Annotated in this window: 14 protein-coding genes; 3 read left to right on the top strand and 11 right to left on the bottom strand. The window is 36.5% G+C overall.

Features of this window, described 5'->3' with window-relative positions; translation table 11 throughout:
- Nucleotides 1–144: 144 nt before the first annotated feature.
- The 5 genes from RRU92_RS07040 to RRU92_RS07020 form a co-directional block, all read right to left on the bottom strand.
- A protein-coding gene (locus RRU92_RS07040; protein WP_315639112.1) for an IS3 family transposase occupies nucleotides 145–1,493 on the bottom strand; the annotation gives its coding sequence in 2 pieces (ribosomal slippage) (nucleotides 145–1,043 and nucleotides 1,043–1,493; 1,350 coding nt in all).
- Between the two features lie 115 nt (nucleotides 1,494–1,608).
- On the bottom strand, nucleotides 1,609–2,802 hold the full coding sequence (locus RRU92_RS07035) for an MFS transporter (RefSeq protein ID WP_315639110.1): 1,194 nt from the start codon (nucleotides 2,800–2,802) through the stop codon (nucleotides 1,609–1,611).
- A 76-nt stretch (nucleotides 2,803–2,878) separates the two neighbouring features.
- Complete coding sequence (locus RRU92_RS07030) at nucleotides 2,879–3,742, bottom strand: MutR family transcriptional regulator (protein ID WP_315639109.1); 864 nt, start codon at nucleotides 3,740–3,742, stop codon at nucleotides 2,879–2,881.
- A 37-nt stretch (nucleotides 3,743–3,779) separates the two neighbouring features.
- Entirely contained in the window at nucleotides 3,780–5,444 is a 1,665-nt protein-coding gene (locus RRU92_RS07025) for a DUF2971 domain-containing protein (RefSeq protein WP_315639107.1), read from the bottom strand.
- Nucleotides 5,445–5,465: 21 nt separating this feature from the next.
- Nucleotides 5,466–7,367 (bottom strand): ABC-F family ATP-binding cassette domain-containing protein, encoded by a 1,902-nt coding sequence (locus RRU92_RS07020; protein ID WP_315639106.1) that lies wholly within the window; start codon nucleotides 7,365–7,367, stop codon nucleotides 5,466–5,468.
- 152 nt (nucleotides 7,368–7,519) lie between these two features.
- Here RRU92_RS07020 and RRU92_RS07015 point away from each other — a divergent pair, with 152 nt between their 5' ends.
- A complete protein-coding gene (locus RRU92_RS07015; protein WP_315639105.1) occupies nucleotides 7,520–9,238 on the top strand; it encodes a phospho-sugar mutase in 1,719 nt (572 codons plus the stop codon).
- A 287-nt stretch (nucleotides 9,239–9,525) separates the two neighbouring features.
- Complete coding sequence (locus tag RRU92_RS07010; RefSeq protein WP_315639104.1) at nucleotides 9,526–9,873, top strand: GxGYxYP domain-containing protein; 348 nt, start codon at nucleotides 9,526–9,528, stop codon at nucleotides 9,871–9,873.
- Between the two features lie 136 nt (nucleotides 9,874–10,009).
- On the opposite strand, the gene RRU92_RS07005 is transcribed toward RRU92_RS07010, so the two are convergent.
- The 3 genes from RRU92_RS07005 to relB are packed head-to-tail and all read right to left on the bottom strand — an operon-like array spanning nucleotide 10,010 to nucleotide 11,334.
- Nucleotides 10,010–10,783, bottom strand: coding sequence for a potassium channel family protein (locus RRU92_RS07005; protein ID WP_315639103.1), 774 nt, complete (start codon nucleotides 10,781–10,783; stop codon nucleotides 10,010–10,012).
- A gap of 52 nt (nucleotides 10,784–10,835) precedes the next feature.
- On the bottom strand, nucleotides 10,836–11,090 hold the full coding sequence (locus RRU92_RS07000) for a type II toxin-antitoxin system RelE/ParE family toxin (protein WP_315639101.1): 255 nt from the start codon (nucleotides 11,088–11,090) through the stop codon (nucleotides 10,836–10,838).
- Nucleotide 11,091: 1 nt separating this feature from the next.
- Nucleotides 11,092–11,334 carry a type II toxin-antitoxin system RelB family antitoxin gene (gene relB, locus RRU92_RS06995; protein WP_248034299.1) on the bottom strand — a complete coding sequence of 81 codons (243 nt, stop codon included), beginning with the start codon at nucleotides 11,332–11,334 and terminating at the stop codon, nucleotides 11,092–11,094.
- A 220-nt stretch (nucleotides 11,335–11,554) separates the two neighbouring features.
- Between relB and RRU92_RS06990 the strand changes: the two genes are divergently transcribed.
- Complete coding sequence (locus RRU92_RS06990; RefSeq protein ID WP_315639098.1) at nucleotides 11,555–12,811, top strand: ISL3 family transposase; 1,257 nt, start codon at nucleotides 11,555–11,557, stop codon at nucleotides 12,809–12,811.
- 35 nt (nucleotides 12,812–12,846) lie between these two features.
- Here RRU92_RS06990 and RRU92_RS06985 read toward each other — a convergent pair whose 3' ends face one another.
- From RRU92_RS06985 to yycF, 3 genes are read right to left on the bottom strand one after another with little or no spacing between them, the layout of a single operon-like run.
- Entirely contained in the window at nucleotides 12,847–13,656 is an 810-nt protein-coding gene (locus RRU92_RS06985) for an MBL fold metallo-hydrolase (protein ID WP_315639097.1), read from the bottom strand.
- Nucleotide 13,657: 1 nt separating this feature from the next.
- The gene (gene vicK, locus RRU92_RS06980) at nucleotides 13,658–15,007 is read right to left on the bottom strand and encodes a cell wall metabolism sensor histidine kinase VicK (RefSeq protein ID WP_153225530.1); all 1,350 of its coding nucleotides are present in this window, start codon (nucleotides 15,005–15,007) and stop codon (nucleotides 13,658–13,660) included.
- A complete protein-coding gene (gene yycF / locus RRU92_RS06975; RefSeq protein ID WP_049508493.1) occupies nucleotides 15,000–15,704 on the bottom strand; it encodes a response regulator YycF in 705 nt (234 codons plus the stop codon). The genes vicK and yycF overlap by 8 nt, the downstream gene beginning before the upstream one ends.
- Between the last annotated feature and the right edge of the window lie 23 nt (nucleotides 15,705–15,727).

The following is a 15,727-nucleotide window of genomic DNA, read 5'->3' as shown; positions in this document are numbered from 1 at the left end:
GAAACTTCAGGATGTCTACTGTCTTGTAGCATTTTTTTAACCTTGATAAGTTTAACAAATCGTAGAAAATAGTTAAAAAGTCTTTAAAATTAAAAAAACGTATAATATCAAGATGTACTGATCCCAAAAAGTTAGACAATTAATTTAAGCAAAGGATTTAGTTCTGTATTGTACAGGACTAAGTCCTTTTAGTTTTACCTTAATTCGTTTGTTGTTGTAGTAATCAATATAGTCTACAATAGCTTGTTCCAAGTGCTCAAGTGACTGAAACGTATTCTCATAACCATAAAACATTTCAGTCTTAAGAATGCCAAAGAAAGATTCCATCATACCGTTATCTGGGCTATTCCCCTTACGTGACATAGATGGTTGGATTCCCTTATTCTTTAAAAAATGATGATAAAAATCGTGTTGGTATTGCCATCCTTGGTCACTATGGAGAATCGTATTCTCATAGTACTTCTCTGTGAAGGCCTGTTTTAACATGCTCTTCACTTGTTCCAAGTTCGGTGAAGTAGAAAGATGATAAGCGATGATTTCGCTGTCGAAACCATCTAAAACGGGCGATAAATAGAGTTTCTGAGTGCTATTTGGAATGGTAAACTCTGTCACATCCGTATAACACTTTTCCATTGGTTTGGTTGCTTCAAATTGGCGTTGAATAAGATTATCTGCCTTCTTGCCAACGTCTCCTTTATGAGAAGAATATTTTCGTTTCTGTCGCATTTTAGCTTGTAAATTGAGTACTTTCATCAAGCGTTGAACTCTTTTATGATTTACCAGATATCCACGATTTCTTAGTTCTAAATGAATCCGACGATAACCATAATTTCCCTTATGTTCGATAAAAATGGATTGAATTTTAGCTTTAAGCTCTTGGTCCTTATCTGGTTTGTCTAGCTGTTTCAAGTGATAGTAGTAGGTCGAACGAGCTAGTTTAATGGCTTTTAGAAGAATATCTAACGAAAACTCAGTCATTAATTCTTGAACAATTTCTGTCTTTCTTCTTTCTCTTTTTCCTCCTTCAATTGGAGTTCTCTTAACTTTTTTAGGATAGCATTCTCCGCTCTCAGGTACTCATTTTCTGCTTGAAGACGTTCTAATTCTGTCCTCTCTTCAGGTCTCGTTTTTGGCTTACGTCCCATTTTAGGTACTCTCCCTCTTGTTTTCTCAACAATAGTATACCCGTTTTTCTTGTATTGTGCTAGCCAATTAAGAAGTATCGTACGACTTGGGAGGCCGTATTCAAGTGAAACTCTATCTTTAGTCCAGCCTTCATGTAAGACTTTATTAATCATTTCTTGTTTTAAATCAGGAGAATAGTAACGATTTTTTCCTTTTTTGACGAATTCTATTCCGTAACGATCAATCAATTTAATCATGTACCTAATATTAGAATTGTTTATCCCAAATTTATTTGAAAGCTTCTCTAAGCTATATCCTTGTTTTCTAAGTTCATAGATTTGAACTTTATCATCATAAGTTAATTTCATAATAAAAATACCCCAAAAGTTAGATTTTTATGTCTAACTTTTGGGGTGCAGTTCAAAGACTTCAATGAACTGATACGATACATTTTATAATGAAAAGATTTACTCAATTTTATCTTCAATTTTGGTTTTTCTCACTCGAATCCTTCTTCCGTCTTTGAATATAGACTATCGATATCAACGAAAGTAAAATAACTCCAAGTCCGATAATTAAAAAGGAAACTAATTGCACACTTGGTAAAAATGTCATTACACCTTTCGCAATCGGCATAAAGAGAATCGCTAGTGTAAAAATGGTACTCAATACTCTCCCCAGATAGTCTCCATCAACCTTAGTTTGTACCTGAGTAAAGAAGTGAATATTAAAAATTGTCATAAATAATTCACAAACTAGGTTTCCTGAAAAAGTGAGAAAATTAGGCAGTGGTAAGCCCATCATGAAAACTCCTACTCCTGTGAGAATCAATAAGAACAAAAGTGTATTCATACTGGATTTAAATTTATTTGCAATCAGTGCTCCGACGATTGAGCCAATTGCACCCATGGTTAAGATAGTTGCATAGGCTCCGTCTACACCATAAAGTTTATTTGAAAAAGGGAGCAAAAACTCAAAAGCTGCAAAAAAGAAATTCACACTGGAAGCCACTAACAAGAGAAAGAAAATTTCTTTTTGATGCCAGATATAGTGCAAGCCATCTTTGATATCTGCAAAAATATCTTTCCCTGTAAAACTCTTCTGCTCTTGAACCTTTGGTTCTTCTTTGGGAAGTAAAGCGACTAGGGCAAAAGCGATGAAAAAGGTCAAAGCATCTAATAAGAGCGTCAGATGGAGACTTGCAAATTGTAAAACAAGGAAAGAAAGCACCGGAGAACTGACTCCTACAACCTGTAAAACTAACTCCAAGCGAGAGTTATAGGTCACTATCTCGTCCTTTGCTACAACTTCCGTTATGATAGCTTTATTGGCAGTGCGGGAAAATGCAAAGGCAATGGCCTGAACAATATTAGCAAAGATCAAAGCGCCAATCATCCAGCTATCATTTCTGATAAAAGAAATGGCCAGACAGAGAATCCCACAAACCAAGTCTGTTGTCATCAAAATCTTGCGACGCGAAAAACGGTCTGAAATCACGCCTCCAAAGGGATTAACTAGTATGGATGTAACGAGTTCAGAGATCTGATAAATCCCTAGAACGGTTTGCCCAATCGTTCCCATCGATGCTAACCAAACACTATTCCCATAATCATAGAGCATATTTCCTAGTTTGTTAATAGCTCCACGACTAATCAACTGTACTGCATATCGATTCATAAAAACTCCTCTCAAATTTTGAAACTATTGTATCAAAACTTGAAGGAGTTTCTCATTTTTCCCTTATTTGGGAAAATTAATCTTTGACAAATTTCTCGTAATGTTCCTGATAGTAGGCTACTTGCTCTGGAAGACTTAGTAGGTCAAAAATACGCATGGCCTCTTTCATCTGCTTACAGCCTTCTTTACACTGTCCTTTTTGGTACAAGGAAAAGCCTTTTAGATAATGGAAAATATTACGCTCATACAGTTTGATCCCTTTACCAATAATCTTCTCTGTATAAATCTCAAAATAGCTTGCATTTTCAAAAGAAAGATGCTCTAAACAATGCTGGTAACAATTAAGTGCTAAAATCAAGACCAGTTTTCTATGGCGACCAATTTCTTGATAAAATTCTTCCCTCTCCATCACTTCTCTACCAAGTCGAGCAACATAGTCAACATCATAGAAGCTATAGAGATTGCCAAAGAGAATCAACTCATACATGGTCCATTCATCTGTTTGGAAAAGATAATCTGCCACCTTATCCAACGCACTTTGCTTCATACTAAAGCTATCATCTCTTTGACAAATCAGACCTTGTAATAAAATCCAGTTCAGCTCAAAATAAAGGGGATTCGTCGAACTCTTAGCCTTTTCAAGTTGTTCCCTTTGAAGCTTTTGAAAACCTGCAATATCATTTGAGTAGTAAAGAGGTATAATTTGTGCCATCATAGAAACATGTTCATGATTATGGAAATCCCTAGCCTTATCCATGAAATTTTCGATTGTGACATGAATGTTATCCAAAATCTCAAAGAAACGTGAGACTGCTAGGTCAGACTCCCCAAGCTCAAAGCGAGATAACTGAGAGGTTGAACAGGACTCCCCTGCTGCCTCCTTTAAAGAATAATTTCCACTTGTTCGAAATTCACGAAATACTTTTCCAAGATGTTCCATTATTTACTCCCCTTTTTCAAAAATAAAACACTTTAAATTAACGATAAGAAATTTGTGACTTAGTTACTTCAATATTTCGATCAACGTATTTTATATAGGGAGCAATAAAATCAATATCATCGCATTTAGGACCAAGTTTAATTTTTGAATATTTTAGTTCCTCACTCAGATAAGTGAACAGTCTTGGAACTTTCATTTCTCCATATTTTTCAATTTGGATTTCGTCATCATTACATTCTTTAATCAGTCTATATTCTTGCTCATATTCATACTCAGATCCTTTAAATAAATATCTAACTATATCAAATTCTAACAATATTCTGCCTAGAGAATCCTTCAAATCGATTTCTTTAAGCTTGTTTTTTATTTTGTTAATTTGTTCTAAAATAGCTTTATTATCATCAGATTCTAATTCTTTAGTATAGCACACTCGATAGAATTCTACTTTAGAACCATCAGTATCTGATTTCTTCTTAATTAAACTTTTTAAATAATCTCTATCATAGGTGAGACAAATTCCGGTTGCATTATCGGCATATTGTTTCCACATTGGTAAACTATCACTTAAACCATTTTCATCCGAAGATTTTGACATAGAGGATAAAAAAATATTTGTCGGTTCATAGTCTAGTTGCGACAATGTATCCAAATCAAATCCAACCTGATTTAAAAAGACAGAACCTTCGGTAGGATCATTTAATTGCCTAGCATTGCTCAATCTCAATCTGGAATAATTATTTTCAGTATTTTGGCTTTTCTTCACCAAAACATCAAGTGTAGAGAGAGAGGTATAATGAACTAAGTTATAATCTACAGAAAAATTTTCTAGGTCAATCCTTAAAAAATCTTTTATGCATTCAACCGCTTCTTTAATCTCTTTGATAGGTTCTTTATCTAAATATAAATCACGGTCTAATTCGGTTTTGTTATTATTAAGATATTTTATAAAACATTCTAGTTGTTCCTCGTTTAATTGTTGATTACTTCCATAGTTTTTAATCTCTTCAATTATTTTCTTAAGAATAGAAGTAAGATAATCTTTACTCCAAGTACTAAAAAGTTTTATCTGATTGAATAATCTCTCATACCTCTCAAAAGTCTCATCTTTTATAAACTTTTGAAATATGGTCGTAACTGAATTATCTTCAGAAAAATTTCCAATATTCAAATTTTCATCAATTTCTTTGAGGAATTCATTTAAATTAATAATTTCCGCACTTTTTGTTGTTCCATCATTTCTTAAGAGAGCATACTTTACTCCTTCATTCTCTTTAATTTCTTCAGGTAAAGTTGTAACTGTTAAATCTCGAAATACTTTCAAAAACTTCTCATAATATTCTGAACCTAAATTATATAATTTTTGGTAAAAAGAAATATTCTGAGCTAACGAATAATACATCTTATTTAAGGATTCTATTTGATTATTACTATCAAAAATATAAAAATTATTTTCTGATATATCATTTTCAATTTGAAAGAAGACGAACTTTCTCTCTTTTTGTTCTTCTATTTTATGATTATAAATCCTATAGTTTCCCAAAAGTATCTCTTGCAAATTTTGATCATAATAGCAAACAGTATATGTTATTAAATAATTATAATCATTCCAATCATTTAAATAAAATACAAAAGTATCTACATCTTTTTCTTTTTTTTCTGAATTATTATGATAAGAAGCATCATCCCAATTTATCTTAAACAAAATATTACATTCCTTTCCATCTTACACCTGCTCCGACAATTCTTCCCACTCCAACATAGCTTCTTCCTGACGATGGCTAATTTTATCCAGTTCTGCTTGTAATTGCATGAGTTCATCTGCATCATTGGTGGTATGCATTTGTTCAGAGATAGCTTGGGCTTGAGTTTCCAGTTCTTCTATTTCTGTCTCAAGACTTTCAATTTTTCTCATCAATTTACGCAGTCCTTTTTGACTCTCTTTTTGTGCTTGGTAGTCATTAACTGGAGAAACTTCTTTTTCTTGGTTAACAGCTGCCGCTTCTTCCACTTGACTAGCTACTAGCTCTGCTTTTTTATCAACATAATAGTCATAATCACCTAGATAAAGAGTTGAGCCATTCTCAGATAATTCCAGCACATGAGTGGCCACTCGGTTGATAAAGTAACGGTCATGGCTAACAAAAAGTAAAGTCCCATCAAAGTCAATCAGGGCATTTTCCAAGACTTCCTTGCTATCGATGTCTAAGTGGTTTGTGGGCTCATCGAGGATCAAGAAGTTGTTGTTTTCCATGGAAAGTTTTGCCAGAAGCAAACGAGCTCGCTCACCACCTGAGAGCATTCCAACTGATTTTTTAACATCGTCACCTGAGAATAGGAAGGCACCTAGACGATTACGAATTTCTAGTTCAGGAGTCAGCTTGAAATCATTCCAGAGTTCGTCTAAGACTGTATTGCTCGGTGTCAGTTTACTCTGAGTCTGGTCATAGTAACCAACCTCAACATTAGCACCAAAGCGCTTCTCACCCTTGATAAAGGGAATCTGGTCCACAATGGATTTTATAAAGGTTGATTTTCCAATACCGTTAGGACCAACTATAGCAATGGCATTCATCTTACGAAGATCAAGGTTGATTGGCTCTGATAAGATTTCACCATCATAGCCAATAGCAGCATTTTCAACTGTCAAAACGACATTACCAGATACCCTATCAGAATGGAAGGTCATATTAGCTGACTTTTTCCCAGCTTCAGGCTTGTCCAAACGCTCCATTTTTTCTAATTGTTTGCGTCGAGATTGGGCTCGTTTGGTTGTCGATGCTCGAACAAGATTTCGGTTAACAAAGTCTTCTAAGGCAGCAATTTCCTTCTGCTGCTTTTCGTAGTTTTTGGCTTCAGTTGCGAGCTTCTGTTCCTTCTGCTCCACAAAACTTGAGTAGTTTCCTACATATCTATCTAAAGAATGTTTGGTTAAGTCGAGTGTTATGGTCGCAACCTTATCGAGGAAATAACGGTCATGGCTGACGATAATCAAGGCACCACTGTAGTTGACCAAATAGTTTTCTAACCAGGCAATAGTTTCAATATCTAGGTGGTTAGTCGGCTCGTCCAAGACCAAGAGATTAGGCTTTTCAAGAAGCATTTTGGCTAGCGCTAGACGGGTATTTTGACCACCGGAAAGCTCAGCGATTCGCATCTGCCACATAGATTCGTCAAACTTGAAACCATTTAAGATAGAGCGAATATCGGCTTCATAGGTAAATCCTCCAACCTGACGGAAATTTTCTGATAGGCGATCATAGTCAGACATAAGTTTGTCTAATTCTGCACCAGTCTTTTCCCCCATTTCCAACTCCATCTGTCGAAGTTGTCTTTCAGTACGACGCAAGTCATCAAATACATGTAGCATTTCATCGTAAATAGTGTTTTCAGACTCAAAGCGACTATCCTGTGCGAGATAAGAGAGGGAAATATCTTTTTTCTTATTGATTTCACCAGTGGTTGGCTCCTCTTCTCCAACCAATATCTTGAGTAATGTAGACTTTCCTGCACCATTTTTTCCAACGAGGGCAATTCGGTCTCTTTCATCCACTTGTAGGTTTATATTATCAAAAAGAACCTCTCCTGCAAAAGAACGTTCAATTTTATTAGCTTGTAAAATAATCATACAGTTAGTATAGCATGTTTCTCTAAGCCATTCAAGACTTGTGGTTTAGCTCTATTTCATAACTTTTTCAGAAACTCATGCTAACGTTTTACTAAAACTTCAAATCGTGATATAATGTAAGCGATTAGATTATATATTAAAGGAGATTTCCTATGTCTTACCAAGAAAACTACCAAAAATGGGTTGATTTCGCAGAACTTCCAGACTATCTTCGTCATGATTTGGAAAATATGGATGAAAAAACTAAGGAAGACGCATTCTATACAAATCTTGAGTTTGGTACTGCAGGTATGCGTGGATTGATTGGTGCTGGGACTAACCGCATTAATATCTACGTTGTTCGTCAAGCAACTGAAGGTTTGGCTCGTTTGATTGAGTCAAAAGGTGGAAATGAAAAAGAACGTGGTGTTGCGATTGCCTATGATAGCCGTCACTTCTCACCTGAGTTTGCCTTTGAATCTGCAGCAGTTCTTGCCAAACATGGTATCAAATCTTACGTATTTGAAAGCCTTCGTCCAACTCCAGAACTCTCATTTGCAGTTCGTCACCTCAACTGCTTCGCAGGTATCATGATTACTGCTAGCCACAACCCTGCTCCATTTAATGGTTACAAGGTTTACGGAGAAGACGGTGGTCAAATGCCTCCACACGATGCTGATGCTTTGACAACTTACATCCGTGCTATCGAAAATCCATTTGCAGTTGAAGTTGCTGATGTGGAAGCTGAAAAAGCATCTGGTTTGATTGAAGTCATCGGTGAAGCTGTTGACGTAGAATACCTTAAAGAGGTTAAGGACGTAAACATCAACCCAGCCTTGATTGAAGAATTTGGTAAAGACATGAAGATTGTCTATACACCACTTCACGGTACTGGTGAAATGTTGGCTCGTCGTGCTCTTGCTCAAGCAGGATTTGACTCTGTTCAAGTCGTTGAAGCTCAAGCAACTCCAGACTCAGACTTCTCAACTGTTAAATCTCCAAACCCAGAAAGTCAAGCAGCCTTTGCTCTTGCAGAAGAACTTGGTCGCCAAGTAGGCGCTGATGTTCTTGTTGCAACTGACCCTGACGCTGACCGTGTTGGTGTTGAAGTTCTTCAAAAAGATGGTAGCTACCTTAACCTTTCAGGGAACCAAATCGGTGCCATCATGGCAAAATACATTTTGGAAGCCCACAAAAATGCTGGGACACTTCCAGAAAACGCAGCTCTTTGCAAATCTATCGTATCAACTGACTTGGTAACTAAGATTGCTGAAAGCTACGGTGCAACTATGTTCAACGTCTTGACTGGTTTCAAATTTATCGCTGAAAAAATCCAAGAATTCGAAGAAAAACACAATCACACTTACATGATGGGGTTTGAAGAAAGCTTCGGTTACTTGATTAAACCATTCGTTCGCGATAAAGATGCAATCCAAGCAGTTCTTGTCGTTGCTGAACTTGCTGCCTACTACCGCTCTCGTGGTTTGACACTTGCTGATGGTATCGAAGAAATCTACAAAGAATATGGCTACTACGCTGAAAAGACTATCTCTGTTACTCTTTCTGGTGTTGACGGTGCTGAACAAATCAAAGCGATTATGGCTAAATTCCGTAACAATGCTCCAAAAGAATGGAATGCAACAACTATCACTGTCGTTGAAGACTTTAAAGCACAAACATCTACTGCCGCTGATGGCACTGTAACAGCCTTAACTACTCCTCCAAGTGATGTGTTGAAATACACACTTGCTGACGGTTCATGGATCGCCGTTCGCCCTTCAGGTACAGAACCAAAAATCAAGTTCTACATTGCAGTTGTAGGTGAAAGCAACGAAGAATCACAAGCTAAGATTGCTAACATCGAAGCAGAAATCAATGCTTTTGTAAAATAAGCAACTATATAAAGGTCGGGAAAATTCCTGACCTTTATTTTTGATGATAAAGTAAAAACTGACTATATAGTGGATTGAAATAAGATGTGAACAAAGAGATTATGTCTTCTTTTTACTCTTTTGACCGAAACTTCAGTTTCTATATCTTTAATGACACAGAAATATAGGACTAGAAAATCAGACTTAGTCTACTGATTTCTGCACCACCATCTATTCGCGTATCAAATCTAAGCAATTTTAGAAACTTTATGGCATACTAGACATATCAATGAAAGCGAGGTAATCTCATGGAACAATTTTTAGAAAACATCAAAGATCTTGAAGTGACAACTGTATCGCGTGCTCAAGAAGCACTTGACAAGCAAGAAACAGCAACTTTCTTCATCGGACGCAAAACTTGTCCTTACTGCCGTAAATTTGCTGGTACATTGGCTGGTGTGGTGGCTGAAACTAAAGCGCACATCTACTTCATCAATAGCGAAGAACCAAGTCAACTTGAAGCTTTACAAGACTTCCGCTCACGCTACGGAATCCCAACTGTACCAGGCTTTGTTCACATTGCAGATGGACAAATCAATGTCCGTTGCGACTCTTCAATGTCAGCACAAGAAATCAAAGAATTTGCAGAATTGTAAGAAACTTAGTTTAAATTGAATTTTAGGAGATAATCCAATAATTTTTTTCATGTTAAAACGCATAATATCAAGGTTTATGAACACCTGATATTATGCGTTTTTTGATTTTATAGACTGTTGAAGAACTATTTGTTTGCTAACTTTTTTTCAGCAATTCTTTAACCATCTGATTCAGCTCCTCAAGCTTTTTATCTTGTGATTCTATTAATTGTCTTTGATTCTCAATTTCCTTATAAAGTTTATCAAGATTTATTTGAGTTTTAGATTCATCCTTAACAAAAAAATTAGTTAAAGAACTTGTTAGCATTCCTATTGTTCCAATTCCAACTAGCATCAATAATACAGCTAGCCATTTCCCAAATAGGCTACTTGGAACAATATCCCCATATCCAACAGTTGTAACAGTAACAAGTGACCACCATACACTATCAGAAAATGTCTTATCTTCAACAACTGATAAGATTGAACTACCAACTAGAACAATAAACAAATTGACATACAGAATGTAAATTAATCCATTTGTTCTTAGAAAAATTTTTAGCTTTTTCTCTAATTTGCCAGTAAGACCTATAATTCTTAATAACCGAGTTAGTTTTACTAACTTTGTTAAGCGTGCAAGACGGAAGATCCTCCCTAAACGAAAAACTGTAAAAATAGCATTCAAAGGAAGAATTGCAAGCAAGTCAAAAATGTTGTTTATAATAAATGACCATTTACTTTTGGAAATACTAAATCTCCAAATATAATCGACAAGAAAAACAAACCATATGACTAAGTCTATAATACTGTATGGAGGTTTCTCAAGATCAATTAAATCTGTAAAACCAAGTATGACTAAAACAACTGATATTAAAGCTAATATTATAATACTAGTATCGTAATAGGCCTTTATCTTCCACTTGTTCTGCAATCTGTAAACTCCTCTTGTTATAAAAAGTAAATAAAATAGTTTAATGGGATTTCTAATAAATATCTCTACGATGACCAACTTCCAGAGTAGAGACTATCAGTTCATCATCTACAATGTGCACAATAACTCGATAATTACCAATCCGGTACCGCCATTGCCCACATGGATTCCCCACCAAAGCTTTCCCATGCCTTCTTGGATCCTCTAAAACGTTATTTTCTAGATACTTTTTAATTAGTATCTGCGTATAACGATCTAATTTCTTTAGTTGTTTGATAAATCGTCTTGTTGGAACTAGCTTGTACAAGTTAATCTTCCTCCAGACCTAGATTATGCATCATTTCTTCCCAAGTAATGGGTTTAAGTCCTTTTTCCAAGTCTTCTAAATGCTCTTGATAAGCTAAATCTGCTACACGAGCATCATATTCATCCTCTAAAGCTTCTAAAGTTTTTGTTCGTATCAACTCGGATAGAGAAACTCCTTCAAACTTAGCCATGGCTTTCATAAATGTTTTATCTGCTTCGGAAACTTTTAATGTAATAGTCGGCATGTTTATTCTCCTAGAATTATTGGTAATACCATAGTATTACTTTTTAAGAACCCAGTCAATATAAAAAGAACACCTCTCGGCGTTCCTTTCTATATCGGCTCTATAATATTTGTAGTGGGTAAATCCCCTATAGATATTATGGAGCCTATTTTGTTGTAGAAAAAAAGTCCCATATGACCTATAATGAAAAGCGACAAAACAACTCATTAGAAAGATTCATATGGAACAATTACATTTTATCACAAAACTCCTTGATATTAAAGACCCAAACATCAAGATTGTAGATATCATCAATATGGATACACACAAGGAAATCATCGCCAAACTGGACTACGATGCTCTATCTTGTCCTGATTGTGGAAGTCAAATGAAAAAATATGACTTTCAAAAACCGTCGAAAATTCCTTATCTTGAAACAACTGGTATGCCTACTAGAATCCTCCTTAGAAAGCGTCGATTCAAGTGCTATCATTGCTCGAAAATGATGGTCGCTGAGACTTCTATCGTCAAGAAGAATCATCAAATTCCTCGTATTATCAACCAAAAAATTGCGCAAAAGTTAATTGAAAAGACTTCTATGACTGATATTGCCCATCAGCTATCCATTTCAACTTCAACTGTCATTCGAAAGCTCAATGATTTCCACTTTAAGCATGATTTTTCTCGTCTTCCTGAGATTATGTCCTGGGACGAGTATGCCTTCACTAAGGGAAAAATGAGTTTCATTGCACAAGATTTTGATAATCTCAACATCATCACTGTTCTTGAAGGCAGAACACAAGCTATCATCCGCAATCACTTTCTTCGCTACGATAGAGCGGTTCGCTGTCAGGTGAAAATCATTACTATGGATATGTTTAGTCCTTACTATAACTTGGCTAAACAGCTTTTTCCTTATGCTAAAATCGTTCTAGATCGTTTTCACATTGTGCAACATCTTAGCCGTGCTATGAGTCGTGTCCGTGTTCAAATCATGAATCAATTTGATAGAAAATCCCATGAATACAAAGCTATCAAGCGCTACTGGAAGCTCATTCAACAGGATAGTCGTAAACTAAGTGATAAACGTTTTTATCGCCCTACTTTTCGCATGCACTTAACAAATAAGGAGATTCTAGACAAGCTTTTGAGCTATTCAGAAGACTTGAGACACCACTATAATCTCTATCAGCTCTTGCTTTTTCACTTTCAGAACAAGGAGCCAGACAAATTTTTCGGACTCATTGAGGACAATCTTAAACAGGTTCATCCTCTTTTTCAGACTGTCTTTAAGACATTTCTCAAGGACAAAGAGAAAATTGTCAACGCCCTTCAACTACCCTATTCCAACGCCAAATTGGAAGCGACCAATAATCTCGTTAAACTTATCAAACGAAATGCCTTTGGATTTCGGAACTTTGACAACTTTAAGAAACGAATTTTCATCGCTCTGAATATAAAAATGAAGAGGACATCAATTGTCCTCTCCAGATGTTAGTTTTTATTCAACCCACTACAGTTGACAAAGAGCCTCTATATCTCAGTCAATGGTGTTGCAGTATCTGGTGAAGTATCGTAAACTTGAAAGTCTACTCCTACTCCCAGATCTGCTTGAGCTAACTGATTGACCATGGTCATGTGAGCCAGCTCTTTGATATTATTTTCCTTGGACAAATGGCCTAGGTAAATCTTCTTGGTACGATTACCTAGTGTACGAATCATGGCGTCTGCTCCATCCTCGTTTGAGAGGTGACCAAGGTCAGACAGGATGCGTTGTTTGAGTCGCCATGCGTAAGATCCTGCTCGCAGGATTTCCACATCATGATTTGACTCGATCAGATAGCCATCTGCATTCTCGACAATGCCAGCCATGCGATCACTAACATAGCCCGTATCCGTCAGCATGACAAAACTCTTATCATCCTTCATAAAACGATAAAACTGGGGCGCTACTGCATCATGACTCACACCGAAACTTTCGATATCGATGTCGCCAAAGGTTTTAGTTTTTCCCATCTCGAAAATATGCTTTTGAGACGAGTCAATCTTACCGAGATACTTACTATTTTCCATAGCCTGCCAGGTCTTCTCATTAGCATAAAGATCCATGCCGTACTTACGAGCCAGAACGCCCACGCCGTGGATATGGTCTGAATGCTCATGCGTAATCAAGATAGCATCCAAATCCTCTGGTTTACGATTGATTTCACTCAATAGGCTTGTAATTTTTTTACCAGATAGTCCTGCATCTACTAAAATTTTCTTTTTTGGTGTTTCCAAGTAAAATGAATTTCCACTGGACCCCGATGCTAAAATACTGTATTTAAAACCGATATCACTCATTCTAGTCTTCTAGTTCATCCTCCCAAATCTCTTCTTTCACGGCATCATTATCGTATGGAAGTACGATAGTAAAGGTAGATCCCTTGCCATACTCACTCTTAGCCCAGATAAATCCCTTATGTTGCTTGATGATTTCCTTGGCGATAGCCAATCCTAGTCCTGTTCCTCCTTGAGCACGACTTCTAGCCTTATCAACCCTATAAAAACGGTCAAAAATCTTTGGTAAATCTTCTTTAGGAATCCCAAGTCCTTGATCTGAAATAGATAAAATCATCTGATCATCTGTAGTTTTCATGTTAACAGTGATTTTTCCACCATCTGGTGAATACTTGATAGCGTTATTCAGGATATTGTCAATCACCTGGGTCATCTTATCTGTATCAATCTCAATCCAAACAGAAGTAATCGGATAGTCTCTCACCAACTCGTACTTCTTCTCCTCATCTTGACTTTTCATTTTATCAAAACGATTAAGGATAAAGGTGATAAAGGCCGTAAAGTTAATCAATTCAACATCTAAGTGACTAGTTGCGTTGTCAATCCGTGATAGATGCAAGAGATCCGTCACCATCCGCATCATACGGTTGGTTTCATCCAAAGAAACCTTGATAAAATCTGGAGCAACTGGTTCTGTCAGCGCTCCTTCGTCCAAGGCCTCCAAATAGGATTTTACACTTGTCAAAGGGGTACGCAACTCATGACTAACGTTCGAAACGAAAAGCCTTCTCTCACGTTCTTCCTTCTCTTGTTCAGTCGTATCATGTAGAACTGCTACTAAACCAGAGATAAAGCCAGACTCTCTACGAATCAAGGCAAAACGAACGCGCAAACTGATATATTCGCCATTAAGATTCTGCGAATAAATCATCAGCTCAGGGCTCTGAGTAATAAGTTCTCTCAGCTCATACTCTTCTTCAATCTTGAGTAACTCTAAGATATTTTGATTAAGAGCATCATCCCTTTCAACTCCAAGTTGTCTCTTGGCCATATCATTGATCATGATGATTTGCCCACGACGGTTGGTTGCAAGCACTCCATCTGTCATGTAGGACAGGATACTATGCAACCTTTTACTCTCTTGTTCCAGATTTTCTTGAGTCAGACGAATGACTTCAGACAAATCATTAAGATTGTTAGTGATATTAGTTATCTCTGAGCTTCCCTGCATATCCAAAACCTGAGAATAATCACCATCAATCAAATCTTTTATTTTCTGATTGATCTGCCTCAAACGAATATTATCACGACGACTCTCAAGCAAGAGAAAAGACACTAACAGAATAAAGCCAATTAAGATGAGGATAAAGATAAAGTCGCTCGTCAAAATTGTTTGTCTAATTACTTCAATCATTATTTCTCATATAATATCCTACTCCACGACGAGTTAGGATGTATTCAGGTCTGCTTGGTGTATCTTCAATCTTCTCACGCAAGCGTCGAATGGTTACATCTACTGTACGGACATCCCCAAAATAGTCATATCCCCAAACGGTTTCAAGAAGATGTTCTCGGGTAATAACTTGTCCAAGATGAGAAGCTAAATGATGCAAGAGTTCGAATTCACGGTGGGTTAAATCTAACTCTTCACCATATTTCTTAGCCACGTAGGCATCTGGTAAAATCTCCAAATCGCCAATCTGCAAACTTTGTAATTTCGTTTCAGGTTCTTGGTTATCAACTGAAACAAGATCTGTACGACGGAGAAGAGCTTTAACACGAGCCTGTAGTTCACGATTTGAAAATGGCTTGGTTACATAGTCATCCGCCCCAAGCTCAAGCCCAATAACCTTATCAAATTCGCTATCCTTTGCTGAAAGCATGATAATAGGAACACTACTTGTCTTACGAATAGTTTTTGCGACCTCAAGTCCATCAATCTCTGGAAGCATCAAATCCAAGATAATAATATCTGGTTGCTCAGCTTCAAATTGTTCAAGTGCTTCACGACCATTAAAAGCAGTTACAACTTCATAACCTTCCTTGGTCATATTAAATTTTATAATATCTGAGATGGGTTTTTCATCATCTACAATTAGTATTTTTTTCATTTAGTCACCTTTTTCCTTATCTC

It is taken from the genome of Streptococcus sp. DTU_2020_1001019_1_SI_AUS_MUR_006, from assembly GCF_032340315.1.
Lineage (GTDB): Bacteria > Bacillota > Bacilli > Lactobacillales > Streptococcaceae > Streptococcus.
This window is presented reverse-complemented; position numbering and strand designations above follow the sequence as displayed.

Coding starts and splice junctions, on each gene's coding strand:
- RRU92_RS07035 (WP_315639110.1), bottom strand. CDS start 2,802: ATGAATCGATATGCAGTACAGTTGATTAGTCGTGGAGCTATTAACAAA.
- RRU92_RS07030 (WP_315639109.1), bottom strand. CDS start 3,742: ATGGAACATCTTGGAAAAGTATTTCGTGAATTTCGAACAAGTGGAAAT.
- RRU92_RS07020 (WP_315639106.1), bottom strand. CDS start 7,367: ATGATTATTTTACAAGCTAATAAAATTGAACGTTCTTTTGCAGGAGAG.
- RRU92_RS07015 (WP_315639105.1), top strand. CDS start 7,520: ATGTCTTACCAAGAAAACTACCAAAAATGGGTTGATTTCGCAGAACTT.
- RRU92_RS07010 (WP_315639104.1), top strand. CDS start 9,526: ATGGAACAATTTTTAGAAAACATCAAAGATCTTGAAGTGACAACTGTA.
- relB (WP_248034299.1), bottom strand. CDS start 11,334: ATGCCGACTATTACATTAAAAGTTTCCGAAGCAGATAAAACATTTATG.
- RRU92_RS06990 (WP_315639098.1), top strand. CDS start 11,555: ATGGAACAATTACATTTTATCACAAAACTCCTTGATATTAAAGACCCA.
- RRU92_RS06985 (WP_315639097.1), bottom strand. CDS start 13,656: ATGAGTGATATCGGTTTTAAATACAGTATTTTAGCATCGGGGTCCAGT.
- vicK (WP_153225530.1), bottom strand. CDS start 15,007: ATGATTGAAGTAATTAGACAAACAATTTTGACGAGCGACTTTATCTTT.
- yycF (WP_049508493.1), bottom strand. CDS start 15,704: ATGAAAAAAATACTAATTGTAGATGATGAAAAACCCATCTCAGATATT.